Raw genomic sequence first — 18,029 nt, 5'->3', positions numbered from 1 at the left:
GTGGAGCGGCGGAAATGGAGGCAGGCCCATCCCCCAGGAGCCCTGGAGCCCCCATGACCAGCCCGCACGAGCACGAGCCGTCCGAGCCCGCTGCCGCCCCGGAGGGTGGCGCGGGTGGCGCGGCGGGGAGCGGGACCAAGCACGGCTCGGCGGCCACGCGGATCGCGCGGAACACCGTCTCGGCGGTGCTCATCGTGCTCACCTGCATCCTGGTGCCGGTCGCGCTGCTCACGGTGTGGGTGCACGACATCGCGCTGGACACCGACCGGTACGTGGCGACCGTCTCGCCGCTCGCCTCGGATCCGGCGATCGAGGACGCGGCGGTCAAGCGCATCACCCATGCCGCGGACGTACGCGTGGACGGCAGCCGGGCCGCCGCGGACATCGCCGCCTGGCTCCAGGCGCAGGGGTTGCCGCCGCGCGCCGCGCAGGCCGTGAAGGGGCTGGGCCCGCAGCTCGACTCCGCGGTCACCGACACGGTGGAGAAGGTGGCCACCCGCTTCGTAGAGAGCGACCGCTTCGAGCGGATCTGGACGAACGCCAACCGGCGCGCCCACGCCGCGGTCGTGCACGCGCTCACCGGCGAGGGCCGGGGCGCCGTGGGGGTGGACGGCGGGACGGTCACCCTCGACGTCGGCGAAGCCGTCGACCAGGTCAAACAGGCGCTCGTGGACGCCGGGTTGTCCCCGGCCGCCAAGATCCCCGAGGTCGACAAGCAGATGGTGCTCTTCCAGTCCGAGCAGCTGGAGAAGATCCGCAAGGGCGCCCATCTGCTGGACGTGGTCGGCAACTGGTTTCCCGTGATCGTCGTGGTGATCGGCGCGGCCGGTGTGCTGCTGGCCCACCGGCGCCGCCGGGCCCTGGCCCGTACGGCTCTCGGCGCGGCCTTCGCCTGCCTGGTCGTGGCCATCGTCCTGGTCGTCGCCCGCCGCTACTACCTGGACCACCTCCCGCCCCAGGTCCAGTCGGAGGCCGCCGCGGCAGCCGTCTTCGACACCCTGGTGCACTTCCTGAGGGTCAGCCTGCGCACGGCGATCGTGCTCGGTCTGGTCATCGCGCTGGGCGCCTATCTGATCGGCCCCGGACGACTGCCGCGCGCTGTACGTGGCACATCCGAGCGCGCCGCGGACTCCACGGCCCGGTGGGCCTACACCCACCAGGTCCGCACCGGCCGGGTGGGCACCTGGACCCAGGCCCACCGCCGGTGGATCGCTCTGGCCGCCCTGCTGATCGTGGCCCTGGTCTTCGCGCTCTGGAACCACCCGACGGCTCTGACCATCGTGCTGCTGGTCGTCATCCTGCTGGCCGTGCTCGCACTGCTCGCACTCCTCGCCGCCACCGGCCGCGCCACCGTCGATGCCGAGCGGGCGGCACCCTCGCGCCCTAAGGGCGGCGAGTGAGCGGTTCGTCGGGCAGGGGGGCCAGGGGCTGTGGCGGACCGTGACGGCGATCCGCCCGGTTCAGCGCAGGCGCCGCAGCCCGCTGCGCTGCTTTCCCGGCGCCTCGCGGCGCGTTCTGGGCCTCGCGCAGGTCGGGGTGGTGGCTTTTACGGCGTCGTACCGGTCCCCGTAGCGGTCGGTGAAGTACGGCACCGACACGCGGCACCTGTGTTCCACGCCGACCACTGCGCTCCGCGGCGGATGCGGATGATCCATGAGGCGCGCAGAGTGGTGACATGGGTTGATTCGGCGAAGATGCCCTCGTCGGTGACGACCCCTGACGTGACGGAGACGGGATCGGGTCGTTCCTCGCGGGCAAGGCGCCCCTCACGCCGGTCGCCCCCCCGCCGATCCGCCCGCCTGCACCGAGGGCACCGGCCTGGCGATCAACACCCTCCCGCTCCCTCATCGGCAGCCGGCGGGACGGGCTGCCGCAGTCGGGCCAGGGGCACCGTGATCGGGAGGAAACCATGGCCGGGACCAGCACAGACCACAAGGCGCACACGTCGTTCCTCTCCCGCCCTGGTGTCCGCCGGCTCTTGCCTTTCGTCGTGATCACCGCGATCGCCCTGGTCTTCATCTTCGAGAACCGAGGCAGCGTCAGGATCCGCCTTCTCATTCCAGAGGTGACGATGCCGCTGTGGGGCGCCCTTCTGATCGCCTGGGGCCTCGGCATGCTTGCCTGCGCCTTCACCGTGCGTCGACGCTCCAGCCGACACAGTCGACGACCGAAATGAGTTCCTGGGTCACCGGGCGGTGGACGTGGTGCCGTTCTCGCCGCCGGTGGTCGGCCGGTCCCGCTGTCGCCTTCCTCAACCGCGTTCACCAGGAGCCGGGCCGCCACGCCGATCAGCAGGAGGTCCACCGTCACGCGGCATGTCCCGGGCTGACGTCAAGGAGTTCGGCGACCTCATCGACGAGGGACAGGCCGCCCTGGTGATTGTCGGCGAAAGCACGCTCTCGCAGGCGTTGGACAAGGCCCGGCTCAAAGCGGAGAGGCAGATCGCCAACGAACTCGACGTGAGCGCGAAGGACGTCGACAAGGCCGCCCAACAGGCCGCCAAGGAGGTCGGCTGACGTCCTCACCAACACCGTTCTGCACGACATCGCCGGCTCGGTTGGACAGGCAGAGCAGATCCTCACCGTCCGCCCCGTGCCCGGCCACTGACCAGGCGTCGGGAGTCCGCAAGGCGCCGATCTCAGACGGCCGGACGCGGTTGCCGCACCCGCAGCCGGCGCACGAGCCGGCCGAGCAGTACGGCGTTGAACAGCCCGGCCAGGGCCGTACCGGCGGCGAAGGTCAACGGGCTCAGCCAGGTGAGCGAGGAGTACCCCGCGGGTGTCGACAACAGCAAGGCGAGCATGCTGGTCGGCGCCGTGGCCATGAGCGGCCAGATCCCGGCGAACCCGGGGTCCGGGAGCACGTACACGGCGCAGAGGAAGAACCCCAGCGCTGCCGCGACCACGACGAGATACCCACGCGCGAGCCAGTTGTCCACCGCGGGCGCCAGCAGGGCCCGAGTCCTCCGCAGCCGGGGGCGCTCAACGGGGTTCGAGATACGCGCATCGGTCATCGTGGGTTCCTTCGGGTCGGGCCGGGTCGATCCGGGTCGGTGATCTCCACGATGGATCAGGGCCCGCATTCAGGGTTGAGTACGGGTACTCAATCCGGCATGGGGTTTCAGGCGCTGCTGACGCGGTCGGCTCGGTGGACGTCGTGCTCACAGTTCGGCGAGCCGAGCGAGGATGCGCCTGGGAAGCTCGGCCGCTGTCAGCCGGAACGGGGTCCAACGGTCCTTGGAGTCAGGCTTCATGGAAGCCGAGAACCGGTAGCGCCCTCCGCTGTTGGGCTCGGTCACCATCGCTTCGAAGGTGGCGCTCGGTATCAGCCGGGCCGTCATGATCGCCCCGCGCTCCACGTCCACGGCGACGAACAGCATGTCCAGGTCGGTCCGCGGCTGGAACGTCTGTGACCGCACGAACGCCATCAGCCGGCCTTGCCGGACCAGGTCCGTCTCGTCCGACTGGGGATGGGGATGGCTGAAGCGGGTTGGCGTTGGGGTCCGGCGGCTGGGCCACGGCAGCGACGAAAGGTGATGGTCCGCCCGGTGTCACACGGCGGTGGGTCCCGTGCTTTCGCGGATGATCAGGTCCGTGCCGGCGAACGTCGGAGCGGGGGGCCGGTAGTCGTTCTCCAGTTGGCTGCGCAGGAGGGCGAAGGCGTCGCGGCCCAGGCCCTGGAAGTCCATCCGGACGGTGGTGAGGGACGGGGTGACGAACTCCGAGTGCGGGGCGTCGTCGAAGCCGATGACGCTGACGTCTCCCGGTACCGACCGTCCGGCGTGGTGCAGTGCGCGCAGCACGCCCAGCGCCAGGTCGTCGTTGCCGCACAGGATCGCCGTGACGCCCGGGTCGCGGGCGAGTTCCCGTCCCTCGTCGTAGCCGACCCGCGCGTCCCAGCCCTTGCCGCCGTGGGGTTCGGGCGGGGTGACGCCGGCCGCTTCCAGGGCTCCCCGCCAGCCCTGCGCTCGCGGCCCTTCCGAGCGCCGGGTGCCCACCGACGTCGGGATCGCGACGTAGTGCACGGTCCGGTGTCCGAGCTCCAGCAGATGCGCGGTGGCGGCGCGGGCCGCTTCACGGTCGTCGGCCCACACGGCCGGGCGGGGAGGGGTCCGGCCGTGTGAGGGCGCTTCGACGACCGCGGCGCACGGCACGTTCTCCGGGACGCGGTCCAGGGCCGAAGCGGCGAGCCGGTCGAAGCCGATGACCATCAGTCCGCCACCGTCGGCCGCGGCCGAGGAGACGGTGCGGTCCAGGTCCTCCTCGGGCGTCAGCAGTTTCACGCCCAGCGAGTAACCCGCGGCGCGGGCCGCTTCCTCCAGGCCCTGGAGGGTGGCCGCGTAGCCGTAGAGGGTGGTGTTCGACGTCAGTACGGTGACCGACCGGGTGACGCCGCTGGCCAGCGCGAACGCGGTGGCGTTGCGTCGGAACCCCAGTGTCCCGATGGCCGCCTCGACCCGCTTGCGGGTCTCCTCGCGGACGTTCGGGTGGCTGTTGATGACCCTCGAAACGGTCTGGTACGAGACGCCCGCCGCTTGGGCGACGTCGCGAATGCTGGCGGCCTTGCGCGGTTCCGGCCCGGGATCCGAGCGCGGTTCCGGCCCGGGATCCGAGGGGCTGCCGGGGCTTGTGTGACCGGTCACATCCATGTCACGATTGTGAGCGGTCACAACGTCGACCGTCAACAGGAACCCGGGATGTGCCCGGCGATCGTATCAGCGCACATCGCGCGCCGACGGGCGCGGAGCCGGGCGGGACCGGCGGACGACCAGGCGGAATCCGCGCGAGATCGCACAGGGCGGCGCATCGGACGTCACGCGCTGCGGCGCATCGGAAAATCGCACACCACAGCGCATCAGATATCGCACACCGAGGCGCACATCGAGGCGCCACCGAGGCGCACATCGAGGCGCCACCGAGGCGCACATCGAGGCGCCACCGAGGCGCACATCGAGGCGTACACCGAGGCGTACGCGGGAGACCGCACACCGCGGCGTACGCGGGAGACCGCACATCGCAGAAGGGGGAACCGCGTTGACCGTCGCTGTCGAAGCAGTCGAGAGATCTCTTCTCTGGTCCCACGAGGCTCTTGGGCTGTACGCCGTCGCGGATTCCGCCGGGTCGGTCAGGCTGGGCGCGCCGGGCCGGGACTGGCCCGCCCTGCTTCCCCTGGTCGAGGTCACGGCCACCGGCCACGGCCGCACCTGGTCGGGCGAACGCTTCATCGACACCGCCATCGGCGACCGCCTGGCCTACCGGGAGCACGAGACGGTCGACGAGGGGGACTGGCAGCGCACGACGATCGGGCTGGCGGATCCGACGACCGGCCTCGCCGCCGAGATCACCCTGCGGACCTGCCCGGGCACTCGCTTCCTCCGCTCGCAGGTGCGCCTGGTCAACGAGGGCGGCGCGCCGCTCCGGCTGGAGAGCGTGTCGACCCTGGCCGTCGGCGGCATCGTGGACGGCTCGGGCGCGCCGGACGGCCTGACCCTGCACTGGGCGGACAACGACTGGCTCGCCGAGTGCCGTTGGCGGCACAGCGCGCTCCGCGACCACGTCGTCCAGCTGAGCCGGGCCGCCCACGGCCACGAAGGGCGCGGCTGCTTCGAGCGGTACTCGCAGGGCAGTTGGTCCTCGGGCCGGCACCTGCCGATGGCCGCGCTCACCGACGACCGGACGGGCCGGGCCTGGCTCTGGCAGATCGAGTCCAGCGCGGGCTGGCGCTACGAGACCGGCGAACGGGAGGGCGCCGCCTACCTCGCCCTCTTCGGACCCGACGACGCCCATCACCAGTGGCACCAACTCCTCGAGCCCGGCCAGGAGTTCACCACCGTGCCGGCCGTCCTCGTCGGCGTCGAAACCGGCGGCCTGGACGCCGCGTTCGGCGAACTCACCGCCTACCGGCGCCGGATCCGCCGCCGTCACCCGGACCACACGGCGCTCCCGGTGATCTACAACGACTACATGAACACCCTGATGGGCGACCCCACCGCCGACAGACTCCAGCCGCTCGTCGAAGCGGCGGGAGCCGCCGGCGCCGAGGTCTTCGTCATCGACGCCGGCTGGTACGACGACGACGCCCAGGGCTGGTGGGACGCCGTCGGCGCCTGGGACGCCTCCGACAGGCGCTTTCCCGGCGGCATCCAGCAGGTCCTGGACGCCATCAAGCGGCATGGGATGACCCCGGGACTGTGGCTGGAGCCCGAAGTGGTCGGCGTGCGCAGCCCGTTGGCCGACACCCTGCCGCCCGAGGCGTTCTTCCGCCGGGGCGGGATCCGCGTCACCGAACACGGCCGTCACCACCTGGACCTGCGCCACCCCGCGGCCCGCGCCCACCTCGACCGGGTCGTCGACCGGCTCGTGGGGGAGTGGGGGGTGGGCTATCTGAAGCTCGACTACAACATCAACATCGGTCCCGGCACCGAGCACGGCGGCGAAAGCGCCGGCGCCGGGCTGCTCGGGCACCACCGCGCGCACCTCGACTGGCTCGGCTCCCTCCTCGACCGGCACCCCGGCCTCGTCCTGGAGAACTGCGCGTCGGGCGGACTGCGCATGGACTACGCGCAGCTCGCCGTCGTCCAGATCCAGTCCACCAGCGACCAGCAGGACCCCCTGCGCTACCCGCCCATCGCCGCAGCAGCCGCCACCGCGGCGACCCCCGAGCAAGCCGCCGTGTGGGCCTACCCCCAGCCGCACTTCGGCCTCGACGAGATCGCCTTCACCCTCACCGGCGCGCTGCCGGGCCGCATCCACCTGTCCGGGTTCCTCGACCGCATGAGTCCGGAGCAGTTCGACCTCGTCCGCTCGGGTCTCTCCGTCTACAAGGCCCTCCGTGCGGAGATCCCCGGCAGCCTGCCGTTCTGGCCGCTCGGGCTGCCCTCCTGGGAGGACACCTGGCTCGCCTACGGCTGGCGCGGTCCCACCGCCACCTGGCTCGCACTGTGGCGACGGGAGCCCGCCGCCGGGGGGCAAGGGGGAGCCCCGCGCCCCCGCGACCGGCACCCGGCCGACGACAGCACCTGCACCGTCACGGTCCCCCACCTGCGCGGCGCCTACGTTCACCCCACGCCGCTCTACCCCGTCACCGCCGACTCGACCACGACCTGGGACGCCGTCGGCGGGCAGCTCACCGTCTCCCTGCCACGCCCCGGTACCGCCGTGCTGCTCCGCCTCGACGTGGCGTCGTCACGGCCGGACGGCTTGCCGTCGCACCCCTGACCGGCCGGTCACGTGCGTCATCGTCTTCCCGCGCGGGCCGGCGCGTCCTCGGCCTGCGCGGAGGTCATCGGATCGGTGAACCACGGTGCGAGGGAGGCGACTTGGGCGATCGGCACTGTCAGAGGGAGGCACTAGGGTCCCCCTGATCGCGTCACCGCCCTTTGGTGGCAGCGGTGTTGACTGTCTATCAGGAGTTGAGCGCCATGAGTATGCAAGCCACCTTCGCCGACTTCTCCGTCGACCCGGCCGGGTTGTCCAACGCCGAGGTCAGGCATGACCGGGCCGGATTCGGCGGAAACCACCTGGCACTGAACGCGGGCGGAACGGTGACGCTTGACTTCGAGGTGGCGGACCCGGAGGACATCCCCGAGGCGACGCTCACCGTCACGGCCCTCGTCTCCCGGCTCGGCTCCGCCCCGGGCCACGCCCCGATCGACGTACTGCTCCAGGGTGAGGCGCTGGCCGAGGAGCTCACCGTGCCCGGCGGCGGGGACCTTCCGCAGGACAACGTGTTCGCGGTGCCGGCCCTCATGCTGAAGCCGGGGACCAACACCCTGGAGATACGTGTTTCGGCCGAGGCGCGCAGCACGCTCCGGCTCTACCGGATCACCCTGGACTCCGTGGACGAGCGGGGCCGCTCGGAGCGCGCGCTGGCCGCGCAGGCGGCCCGGAACTCGGTGTTCGCCTTCCGGACGGAAATCCGCGCCGCCCACGCCTCCTCGACCACGTCCTGGCACGAGGCCCCGCGGCTGGTGTTCCACCTCGACCGGGACGAGCACTCGCTGCCCGCGCAGCTCGGCTGGCGAGGGGCGGACGGGGCCGAATCGGCCATCAGCTTCCAGTCGAACATGTCCGACTTCCACGGCTCCCACCGCGCCGCCGACGGTACGGCCTACGAGTACCGCGGCCGCCTCACCGGCGGCTGGGCCTTTCCGGAGGGTCTCGAGGAGACGTCGGCGTCCGGGCTGTACCGCTTCCGCACGGAGGAGGGATACGGCGGTGGCTGGCACCGCTCCCATGAACTGCGGTTGCTGGTGGACGACGGCGGGGCCCCCGTGGAGCGGGTGACCTGGCGTGACCAGCGAGGCAACTCCGGCGTGGCCATGCTCCAGACCGAGTCGGCCGAAGCCGAGGCCAACGACGTCCAGGTGACCGACGTCGAGGCGAGCGACGAGTTCGAGGAAGCGGGGGAGACGGCGGACAACCTGTTGAACGGCTCCCGGACCAAGTGGCTGGCGGACGACGACACCGCCCAGCTCTTCTTCACCCTCGCCCGCCCCGCCGCCGTCACCTCGTACGCCCTGAGGTCCGCGAACGACTGCCCCGAACGCGACCCGCGTGACTGGACCCTCCACGGCTCGTCCGACGGCCGCACCTGGACCCCCCTGGACTCCCGCGCCGGGGAAACCTTCAACGGCCGCTTCGAGACCAGGGAGTTCCGCCTCCGCGTCCCCGCCTCGGCCCACCGCCGCTACCGCCACTACCGCCTCGACATCACCCGCAATTCCGGCTCGACGCAGACCCAGCTCGCCCGGGTCCGCTTCGTCGAACACCCCACCGGCGGGGTGGCGTTCACCGGTTACTACCAGCGTTACAACGAGGGCCCCATCGGCTATCGCGGTACGGAGGTCCCCACACCCGGGTCCGCACCCGAGTCCCTCGCCATCCCGGCGCCCCTTCTGGCCGCGGACCTGGAGGCGGCCGTCCAGTCCCTGACCGACACCGCCCAGACCCTGGCCGCCCTGGCGACCCGCCTCCGCGACAGCTGAGCGAGGCGCCCGCCCGTCCCGCCGGTCCCGGTCCGGCGGTCAGTCCCGTGTCGCGTAGACGATGAGGTTGTTCACCGGGTGTCCGTCGGCGTCGAAGTCGCCGTCGCAGGTGATCAGCCGCAGGGCGCGGTCCGCCGTCGGGCCGTAGACCTTCTCGGTGGGGAAGGAGCTCTTGCTGACGCTCTCGGTGCCCGTGACGGAGAAGTGCGCCGCATCCCCCTGGGCGTCGGTGACGGTGATGTCCGCGCCCTCGGTGATCTTGTCGAGGTCATGGAAGACGGCCTTGCCGAACCGGGTGTCGTTGTGGCCGATGATGACGGCGGCACCGGGCTCACCGGGCACGGCACCGCCGGTGTACCAGCCCGCGGTCATGCCCTTGTCGGCCGGTGGGACCTCGACGGTGCCGTCCGTGTTGAGGCCGAGCTCCATCAGGGAACTGGTGATCCCGAGCGAGGGGATGGCCACCTCGGCGGGGGCCGGGGGCTGCTCGGTCCGCGACGCGCCGCCGGACGCGGGGGTGCCCGCGGCGGCGGAGGAACCCGGGGTGGCCGCGGCAGCGGCCTTCTCGGGGGCGGACGAGCAGCCGGTGAGCAAGGCCAGCGCTACTGGTACGACGAGGGCGGCGCGGACGAGACGGACAGCGGGCGGGGCCGGCAGGGTGGCGCGGCGCCGTACCGGACGGTGTACGGGGGACATGACGGGCTCCAAGCAGGGTGGGTGCATGCGCGGCGATTCGCGGACGCCCGCGGCGTTGCGCGGGCGCCCGCGGAGGTGCGAGACGCTCGCGGAGGTGGGTGGAGGTTCGCGGCGATATGCGGAGGTCTGTGGCGTTGCGCGGGCGCCCGCGGAGGTGCGAGACGCTCGCGGAGGTGGGTGGAGGTTCGCGGCGATATGCGGAGGTCTGTGGCGTTGCGCGGGCGCCCGTGGAGGTGCGAGACGCTCGCGGAGGTGCGAAGACGCTCGCGGAGATGCGAAGACGCCCGCGGAGGTGAGTGGAGGTCCGCGGCGATACGCGGAGGCCTGCGGCGTTGCGCGGAGGTGAGCGGAGGTCTGCGGCGTTGCGCTGACGCCCGCGGACGCCCGCGGAGGTGCGTGACGGCATACGGCGATATGCGATGGCGCCGCCCGTGAGGGGCGGCGCCATGGTGTGTCGGTCGGGCGGGGTGCGGGTCAGCCGTTGGGGCGACCGGCGGCGCGGCGGCGTATGACGAAGGTGCCCGCGCCCGCGAGCAGCAGGGCGCCGGCGGCGGAACCGACGAGAGCGGTGGTGCCGGAGCCGCTGTCACCGGCCGTGGCCTCGCCCGCGTCGACGCCGCCCCGCGGCAGCTGCTTGGCGGCCTCGGCCTTCCTGGCGGCGGCCGCCGCTTCCTCCTTCGCCTTGGCCGCCTTGGCCGTCTTGGCGTCTTCGGCCTTCTTCTCGGCCAGGGCCGAGTCCGCGCCGTCCGTCGGCGCGGACGCCGCCGGGGACGGGTCGGCGGCGACGGCCGCGGTGGCGGGGGCGAGCAGGGCACCGGCCGCGAGGGGCGGTCAGTACGGCGAGACGCAGGGTGGGACGGCGGGACATGTAGGACTCCAGTTCCAGCCCGGCCTCGGTGACCGCGGGCATGACCGAAGACTTGCCGTCACTTGTGAAGAAGCTGTCAGATCGTCGTGGTCATCCCATCAGGGTCAGAGCATCACCTCGTCGCATCAGGGTCGGACGGCGGTCTCCTCGCCGCCCCTCGGCCGCTCGGCGTCCCCGCCGGTCATGGCCGGCAACCGCAGGGTGAAGACCGAGCCCTGTCCCTCGGTGCTCGTCACGCTCGCCGTGCCCCCGTGCGCCTCGGCGAGCTTGAGCACGATCGCCAGCCCGAGGCCGCTGCCGCCGGTGCTGCGGTTGCGGGACTTCTCCGCCCGCCAGAAGCGGTCGAACACATGCGGGACATCGCCCGCCGGGATGCCGCTGCCGGTGTCGGCCACCTCCACGGCCACCTCGTCCCCGCCCTCGGTGACATACGAACGCAGCGTCACCCGGCCACCGGGCGGGGTGTGGCGTACCGCGTTGGAGAGCAGGTTGCTGACGGCCTGGCGCAGCCGGACCGGGTCGGCCTCGACCGGCGGCGGGGGAGGGGAGCCGGGCGCCGTGGCGACCTCCAGGGTCACGCCCGCGGTCTCGGCCGGCCCCTGGTGTGCCGCGGCGACCTGGCCGAGCAGGTCGTCGACGGACACCGGCTCCAGGTGCAGCCGCAGCGCGCCCGCGTCGGCCGCCCCCAGGTCCTGTAGATCGTTGATGAGGTGCTGGAGCTGTATCGCCTCGTCGAGGAGCGAGGAGACGAACGCCGGGTCCGGCTCGGCCAGACCGTCGTGCGCGGCCTCCAGCCAGCCACGGATGTTGCTCAGCGGGGTGCGCAGCTCGTGGGCGACGTCGCTGACCATCACCTTGCGCTGTTCCTCGAGCCGGGTCCGGTGCGCGGCCATGTCGTTGAAGGCCAGCGCCAGCCGTCCGATCTCGTTGTCCGGACCGACCGGCACGGGCGCCGAGTCCAGGCCGTCCCGCATCCGCTGGGCGGCGCCGGTGAGCGCGTGCAGCGGGCGTACCAGCCGGGTTCCGGCGATCACCGAGGCGCCGACGGTGAGGGCGAGGACGAGGGCCGTGACCCCGGCGATGCGTGCGGTGTTGGCCGGTGAGAGGTCGAAACCGGGCACGCTGACGGCGCCGGGGCCGTCGATGAACAGCAGGGCGGGCGCGGCGACATAGGCCGTGAGCTGTTCACGGCGGGCGCTGCCGACGCAGGCGGCCACGGCCCGGTCGTACCCGCTGCCGCGGGCCTGTGCCGCGCCGTCGGTGGGAACACCCGCCGCGGCCGCCTTCTTCTCTGCCATGCGCCGCTCGATCGCCTCTGCCTCGGTGATGCCGGTCTCGGGCACGGGGACGGGCGCCGACGAGCCGACATCCGCGCCTTCCTGTCCGTATCCCCGGTCCCAGGACAGATCCAGGTTCAGTTTCACGCCCGTACGGCCCTGCCGCTTCAGACAGGCGTCGGCGAGCTGCTCCAGCGCGCGCAGGGCCTTGTCCTCGGTCGCGGTGGTCGCGGCACCGCCGACGGACAGACACTTCAGCTCCCTGTCGCGGTCGGCGCCGTCGCTCACGAACCGGACCCAGGGCCGCCCGCTGGGGCTGTCGACGACATCCGCGGCGATCCCCATCCCCGCGAGGCACTCCGCGCTGCGGGCGTAGGCCCTGCGCAGGACCGTTCGTTCCTTCGCCGGCAGCAGGAACGGCCCGACGGCCCGTGGGTCGACGCGGTCCGTGCCGACCGGAACGGCATCGGGCACCAGCACGGTGTCGACCGACAGCGGGTCGACGACCGCCGAGGCCTGCGTCGGCAGCTCTGCGGCGGGCGAGGAGCCGGCGGCGGAGTCGAGGAGCGGCTGCCGGTCCTCGGTGGTCAGCACGATCCGGCGCCCGGACTCCCGGGCCAGTTCCCGTACGGTGCCGGCGACGCCCGTCCAGTCGGGATGGCCGGCCGCGTAACCCAGCAGGGTGTCGTAGATCCTCGCGTCGGTGCTGAGGTTGCGGCCCTGCTCCTGACGGATCGCGACGGAGGTCGTCTGTACGGCGAGCCAGGCGGTGGCGGCGACCGAGCAGGAGGCCACCAGCGCCGAAACGGTGAGCAGCCGGCCGAGCAGGCTCCTGCGGAGCGGCAGCCGTGTCCGCCCCGTCGACCCCGCCTGTCCCGCCCGTCCCGCCCGCTCGTCACGACGACGCACGGGGTGCTCCCTTGGCGGGGTCGGTCAGCTTGTAGCCGACGCCGAAGACGGTGAGCAGGCGGACCGGCCGCCGCGGGGCCCGCTCGATCTTCTTGCGCAGATGCATGACGTGCACATCGACGGTGCGGCCGCTGATGTACTTGTCGAAGCCGTGCAGCTCCGCCAGGAGCCGCTGCCTGGTGAACACCCGGTCGGGCTCCGCCGCCATCGCGGCGAGGATGCGGAACTCGCCGGGCGTGCACACGACCGGTGTACCGCCGACCGACACCTCGTGCCGGACGGGATCGACCCTGAGCGTGCCGACCGTCAGCGCGTCGTCGGCCTCGGCGGGCGCGGGGCCGGGCGTGGGTGCGGGGTCGGCGGCGGGGGAGGGGGCCGCGGTGCGCCGGTTGCGGCGCAGCAGTGTGCGGACCCGGGCCACCAGCTCACGGGGGCTGAACGGCTTGGTCATGTAGTCGTCGGCGCCGAGATCGAGCCCGAGCAGGAGATCGTCCTCCGTACTGCGGGCCGTCAGCATCAGGACCGGTATCTCCCGGTCCTCGGCGCGCAGGATCCGCACCACGTCGAGGCCGTCGGCCCGGGGCATCATCACGTCGAGGACGAGCAGGTCGGGTTCCCGGTGCCGGACCTCCTCGAGAGCCGCACGGCCGTCCTCGACGACCGTGACCGCGTGTCCCTCGTGCTCGAGGTAGCGACGCACCAGTTCTGCCTGCTTCGCGTCGTCTTCGGCGACCATGATGTTTGCGCACACGCCGAGGATCGTAGCGAGCGCCCGAACCGGCACCGGGGTAAGTCGCCTTGCGGCGGCGGGAGTTCGTGCCGGTGCCGGTCAGCGGAGGGCGGCGGTCCACTCCAGTTGTCGGGTGAGCTCCTCGACGGGCCGGGCCGGGGGCGCGTTCCCGGGGGTGCGGGGCGGTGGGGTGTGGACGCCGCGGGAGATGTTGCCGCTGACGGTCGTGTTGTGTTCCACGCGGGGGCGCCGGAGCGCCTCGTAGTGGGTGAGCGCGGACTCGGTGTCCGGGGCGTCGCGCAGGCACTTGGCGAGGATCACCGCGTCCTCCAGGGCCATGGAGGCGCCCTGCCCGGTGGCGGGGGAGGCCGCGTGGGCCGCGTCGCCGATGAGCAGGGTCCGGCCGGAGCGCCAGGGCGTGCCGCACGGCATCTCGGTCGCGTTGGTGACCAGGACGGGGGCCGTGGTGGCCGCGACGATGTCCGCGGCGGGCGTGGCGTCCTTGCGCAGCAACGGAACGAGCAGGTCACGCCATTGGGTGGGGGTGGCGTGCGCGATCTCGTCGGCGGTCAGCGGGACGTCGGCGGTGACCCGGGCGAACCAGTACGTCTCCCCGTCCGGTGACGTCGTGTGGCCGAAGGCGGCCGCGCTGCCACGGATCATCGTGATGCACGCGGCCTCGTCCTCCCCGGCCGCCGGCCCGAGGGCGGTGTAGCCGTAGAAGACGCGCTGTCCCGCATATCGGGGCTGTGCGGCGGGGGCGGTGACCCGGCGGACCGTGGAGTTCAGGCCGTCGGCGCCGAGCAGCAGGTCGCCCGTCGCCGTGCTGCCGTCGGTGAAGTGCGCGGTGACGCCTTCGGAACCGCTCTCGACGGAGGCGAGCCGGGCACCGTGGACGACACCGATGCCGCGGCGGGCGGCCTCCGCCTGGAGGGCCGTGTTGAGTTCGCCGCGGCGCAGGCACCGGTACCGCAGCCCGGGGTCGTCGGCCTCGCCGAGCGGAGCGCGGGCCACCTCGCCGCCCTCGGCGTCCAGCAGCCGCATGGTGGTGAGCGGGAAGCCGATCGCGGTGACCGCGGGGGTCGCGTCGAGCTGCGCGAGGGCCCGCAGGCCGTTGCTCGCGAGGGTGAGGAACGCGCCGATGTCCTCGGCGGAGTCGGGATGCGCCTCGTACACGGCGACCTCCTGCCCCGCCTTGTGCAGCGCCAGAGCCGCCGCCGTGCCGGCGATCCCGCCGCCGATGACCAGTAGGCGCGCCATGGCTCACCCCGCTGTTCCGCTCACGGGCGCACGGCCCCGTCGTCGTACGCCACCCACGGGAGAACGCCCGGACGGTGGCCCGGAGTTCCGGCCGGGCACCACATGGCCGATCCGGGCCGCCCGTTCACCCGTTCAGCGTCCGAAAGCCGTCAGGACGGCTTCGAGCTGGCGCAGCGGCTCGGGACCGACGATGCGCAGGACGACGGTGTCGGCGCCGGAGTCCCTCAGGGCGTGGATGTCGGCGACGGCCTGCGCGGGGGTGCCCGAGACGGTGAACACCTCGTCCTGCGGACGGCCCAGCCAGGCGCCGTGGCCCTCGGTGTGCGGGTGCAGGATCCGCGCGACCTGCTCGGGGTCGTCGCCCACACAGGCGAAGGACAGCACGGTCAGCGTGTGGTCGGGGCCGGCTCCGCCCTTGGCGGTGAGGGCCCGGGTGTTCTCCAGGTCCCGCGGGCCGTGCCCCTCGGCGATCAGGGTGCCGTCCGCGACCCGGCCGGACAGTTCGAGGGAGCGGGGACGGACCACGCCCGCCACCACCGGCGGCACCTGGACCGGAGGATGCACCAACCGCACGCCGTCCAGCCGTACTTCACGCCCCTCCAGTTCGACCCGCTCACCGCGCAGCAGCGCGCGCACGGAGGTGATCGTCTCCTCCAGGAGAGCCAGCGGCGACCGGGGAGCGACACCGACCGACTCCATCCACTCCCGCACCCCGTGCCCGATCCCGGCCACCAGCCGCCCGGGGAACACCCGGGCCAGCGTGGCCAGTTCCATCGCCAGCAACGCCGGACTGCGCAACGGCGCCGGTGCGATCCCGATACCCACCCGCAGCCGCTCGGTCGCCCCCAGCGCGACGGCCGCCGCCGACACCCCGCCGTTCCAGCCGAGATCCTCGACCACCCACAGGTCGTCCACCCCGAGCGCCTCGGCCCGCCGCGCGAACCCGGGCAACTCCTCGGGAGCCCAGTCGCGGTCGTACATGACACCGACCCGTACGTTCGTCACGTTCGTCATGCCCCGGAACCTATGGGGTGGGCGGCGGGTGGATCAACGGCGTATCCGGGCGTTGTCAGTGGTGGCAGGCAGGATGTGAGGCATGACAACACCCGGTGCAGTGATTGTGGACGCCGTCGCCTACGCGCAGGCGATCGAGGACGCGGTGAAGGCGTCGGCCGCCTACTACGCGGGTGGCACTTCGGTGCTGGACGACGACGCCTACGACCGGCTGGTGCGCGCCATCGCGGCGTGGGAGGACGAGAACCCGGAGCAGGTGCTGCCCGACTCGCCGACCGGCAAGGTCGCCGGCGGAGCGGTCGAGGGCGATGTCCCGCACACGAGAGCGATGCTGAGCCTGGACAACGTGTTCTCCGCGGAGGAGTTCACCGCGTGGACCGCCTCGCTCACCCGGCGCGTCGGCCACGACGTCACCCGGTTCAGTGTCGAGCCGAAGCTGGACGGTCTGGCGATCGCGGCCCGCTACACCCGCGGCCGCCTGACGCGGCTGATCACCCGCGGCGACGGGACGGCCGGGGAGGACGTCTCGCACGCGATCGGCACCGTCGAGGGCCTGCCGGACGAGCTGGCGGAGCCCGTCACCGTCGAGGTGCGCGGCGAAGTCCTGATGACGACCGCCCAGTTCGAGCACGCCAACGAGGTACGCACCGCGCACGGCGGCGCGCCGTTCGCCAACCCGCGCAACGCCGCGGCGGGCACCCTGCGCGCCAGGGAACGCGCGTACACCGTGCCGATGACCTTCTTCGGCTACGGCCTGCTGCCCCTGGACGACACCGAACCGGCGCTGGCCGCGCTGCTGGAGGAGAGCGCGCACAGCGACCTCATGACCCGGTCCGGCGGCTACGGCGTGAACACCACCGCGACCACGGCCGTGCCCGGCATCACCGCGAGCACCGTCGAGGAGGTCCTGGCCCGGGTGGCCGAGATCGCCGGGCTGCGCGCCTCGCTGCCGTTCGGGATCGACGGGATCGTCGTCAAGGCCGACCTCGCCGCCGACCAGCGGGCCGCCGGCTCGGGTTCACGCGCCCCGCGCTGGGCGACCGCCTACAAACTGCCCGCCGTCGAGAAGATCACCCGGCTGCTGGCGGTGGAGTGGAACGTGGGCCGCACCGGCATCATCGCCCCGCGCGCCGTCCTGGAGCCGGTCGAGATCGACGGTTCCACCATCACCTACGCCACCCTCCACAACCCGGCCGACATCACCCGCCGAGACCTGCGCCTCGGCGACCACGTCATGGTCCACCGGGCCGGAGACGTCATCCCCCGCATCGAGGCGCCCGTCGCCCATCTGCGCACCGGCGACGAACAGCCCATCGTCTTCCCCGAGGCGTGTCCGCGCTGCGGATCGGGCATCGACACCAGCGAGCAGCGCTGGCGCTGCGTCAACGGCCGCGACTGCCACCTGGTCGCCTCCCTCTCCTACGCCGCCGGACGCGACCAGCTCGACATCGAGGGCCTCGGCCACACCCGGGTCGTCCAGCTCGTCGAAGCCGGACTGGTCACCGACCTCGCCGGCCTGTTCGCGCTCACCCGCGACCAGCTCCTCGGCCTGGAGCGAATGGGGGAGACCAGCACCGACAACCTCCTCGCGGCGCTCGCCGCGGCCAAGAACCAGCCGCTGTCCCGCGTCCTGTGCGCCCTCGGCGTCCGCGGCACCGGCCGCTCCATGTCCCGCCGGATCGCACGCCACTTCGCCACCATGGACCTGCTGCGCGCCGCCGACGCCGAAGCGATCCAGCAGGTCGAAGGCATCGGCACCGAGAAGGCCCCGTCCATCGTCGCCGAACTCGCCGAACTCGCCCCGCTCATCGACAGACTCGTCGCCGCCGGGGTGAACATGACCGAGCCCGGCGCCACCCCGCCCGCACCGGTGACACCCGACGCGGCCGACGGCGAGGGAGACGGCGAGAGCGCGCAGGCCGTCGCCGCTGCCGGGCCGCTGGCCGGGATGACCGTGGTCGTCACCGGCGCGATGACCGGGGCGCTGGAGAAGCTCAGCCGCAACCAGATGAACGAACTCATCGAGCGTGCCGGGGGCCGCTCCTCGTCCAGCGTCTCCAAGAAGACCAGCCTGGTCGTCGCGGGCGAGGGCGCCGGATCCAAGCGGACCAAGGCCGAGACCCTCGGCGTCCGGCTCGCCGCGCCCGACGAGTTCGCCGCTCTCGTCGCCGACTACGTCGACGCGGGCCCCGGCGGGGAACCGTCGATGTAGACGAGGAAGCCGTCACCGGGCCGGCCGAGTCAGGTCGGTCGGCCCGGTGACGGTGATCGGTCGGGCCGGGCGCGCCG

General features: G+C 72.7%; 15 protein-coding genes. 6 read left to right on the top strand and 9 right to left on the bottom strand.

All coding sequences use genetic code 11. The features are described from left to right. The first annotated feature begins 53 nt into the window (after positions 1–53). Positions 54–1,400 (top strand): hypothetical protein, encoded by a 1,347-nt coding sequence (locus G9272_RS15185; RefSeq protein WP_171397081.1) that lies wholly within the window; start codon positions 54–56, stop codon positions 1,398–1,400. Between the two features lie 60 nt (positions 1,401–1,460). On the opposite strand, the gene G9272_RS15180 is transcribed toward G9272_RS15185, so the two are convergent. Further along, entirely contained in the window at positions 1,461–1,598 is a 138-nt protein-coding gene (locus G9272_RS15180; protein ID WP_171397080.1) for a hypothetical protein, read from the bottom strand. Between the two features lie 311 nt (positions 1,599–1,909). On the opposite strand from G9272_RS15180, the gene G9272_RS15175 reads away from it, so the two are divergent. Both G9272_RS15175 and G9272_RS15170 read left to right on the top strand, forming a co-directional pair. After that, positions 1,910–2,176, top strand: coding sequence for a hypothetical protein (locus G9272_RS15175; RefSeq protein ID WP_171397079.1), 267 nt, complete (start codon positions 1,910–1,912; stop codon positions 2,174–2,176). Between the two features lie 139 nt (positions 2,177–2,315). After that, entirely contained in the window at positions 2,316–2,516 is a 201-nt protein-coding gene (locus G9272_RS15170; protein ID WP_171397078.1) for a hypothetical protein, read from the top strand. Positions 2,517–2,638: 122 nt separating this feature from the next. On the opposite strand, the gene G9272_RS15165 is transcribed toward G9272_RS15170, so the two are convergent. The 3 genes from G9272_RS15165 to G9272_RS15155 form a co-directional block, all read right to left on the bottom strand. Continuing rightward, positions 2,639–3,013 carry an SCO4225 family membrane protein gene (locus G9272_RS15165; RefSeq protein ID WP_253267808.1) on the bottom strand — a complete coding sequence of 125 codons (375 nt, stop codon included), beginning with the start codon at positions 3,011–3,013 and terminating at the stop codon, positions 2,639–2,641. 147 nt (positions 3,014–3,160) lie between these two features. Next, a complete protein-coding gene (locus G9272_RS15160) occupies positions 3,161–3,427 on the bottom strand; it encodes a hypothetical protein (protein WP_253267807.1) in 267 nt (88 codons plus the stop codon). A gap of 123 nt (positions 3,428–3,550) precedes the next feature. Continuing rightward, positions 3,551–4,648, bottom strand: a complete 1,098-nt coding sequence (locus tag G9272_RS15155; RefSeq protein WP_253267806.1) for a LacI family DNA-binding transcriptional regulator — start codon at positions 4,646–4,648, stop codon at positions 3,551–3,553. Positions 4,649–5,033: 385 nt separating this feature from the next. Here G9272_RS15155 and G9272_RS15150 point away from each other — a divergent pair, with 385 nt between their 5' ends. Both G9272_RS15150 and G9272_RS15145 read left to right on the top strand, forming a co-directional pair. Then, complete coding sequence (locus tag G9272_RS15150) at positions 5,034–7,217, top strand: alpha-galactosidase (protein WP_253267805.1); 2,184 nt, start codon at positions 5,034–5,036, stop codon at positions 7,215–7,217. Positions 7,218–7,420: 203 nt separating this feature from the next. Beyond that, a complete protein-coding gene (locus G9272_RS15145; RefSeq protein ID WP_171397076.1) occupies positions 7,421–8,986 on the top strand; it encodes a discoidin domain-containing protein in 1,566 nt (521 codons plus the stop codon). 39 nt (positions 8,987–9,025) lie between these two features. Here G9272_RS15145 and G9272_RS15140 read toward each other — a convergent pair whose 3' ends face one another. The 5 genes from G9272_RS15140 to G9272_RS15120 form a co-directional block, all read right to left on the bottom strand. Beyond that, positions 9,026–9,682: a class F sortase gene (locus G9272_RS15140; RefSeq protein ID WP_171397075.1), complete on the bottom strand. Its 657-nt coding sequence runs from the start codon at positions 9,680–9,682 to the stop codon at positions 9,026–9,028. 993 nt (positions 9,683–10,675) lie between these two features. Then, positions 10,676–12,736 (bottom strand): sensor histidine kinase, encoded by a 2,061-nt coding sequence (locus tag G9272_RS15135; RefSeq protein ID WP_171397074.1) that lies wholly within the window; start codon positions 12,734–12,736, stop codon positions 10,676–10,678. Beyond that, positions 12,723–13,472: a response regulator transcription factor gene (locus G9272_RS15130; protein ID WP_171401993.1), complete on the bottom strand. Its 750-nt coding sequence runs from the start codon at positions 13,470–13,472 to the stop codon at positions 12,723–12,725. The genes G9272_RS15135 and G9272_RS15130 overlap by 14 nt, the downstream gene beginning before the upstream one ends. Before the next feature lie 93 nt (positions 13,473–13,565). Beyond that, positions 13,566–14,726 (bottom strand): FAD-dependent oxidoreductase, encoded by a 1,161-nt coding sequence (locus G9272_RS15125; RefSeq protein WP_171397073.1) that lies wholly within the window; start codon positions 14,724–14,726, stop codon positions 13,566–13,568. 132 nt (positions 14,727–14,858) lie between these two features. Further along, positions 14,859–15,731, bottom strand: a complete 873-nt coding sequence (locus G9272_RS15120) for an LLM class flavin-dependent oxidoreductase (protein WP_171401992.1) — start codon at positions 15,729–15,731, stop codon at positions 14,859–14,861. A gap of 91 nt (positions 15,732–15,822) precedes the next feature. Here G9272_RS15120 and ligA point away from each other — a divergent pair, with 91 nt between their 5' ends. Beyond that, positions 15,823–17,952 carry an NAD-dependent DNA ligase LigA gene (gene ligA, locus G9272_RS15115; protein WP_253267804.1) on the top strand — a complete coding sequence of 710 codons (2,130 nt, stop codon included), beginning with the start codon at positions 15,823–15,825 and terminating at the stop codon, positions 17,950–17,952. The last annotated feature ends 77 nt before the right edge of the window (positions 17,953–18,029 follow it).

Origin of the sequence: Streptomyces asoensis (assembly GCF_013085465.1) — a bacterium.
Lineage (GTDB): Bacteria > Actinomycetota > Actinomycetes > Streptomycetales > Streptomycetaceae > Streptomyces > Streptomyces cacaoi_A.
This window is presented reverse-complemented; position numbering and strand designations above follow the sequence as displayed.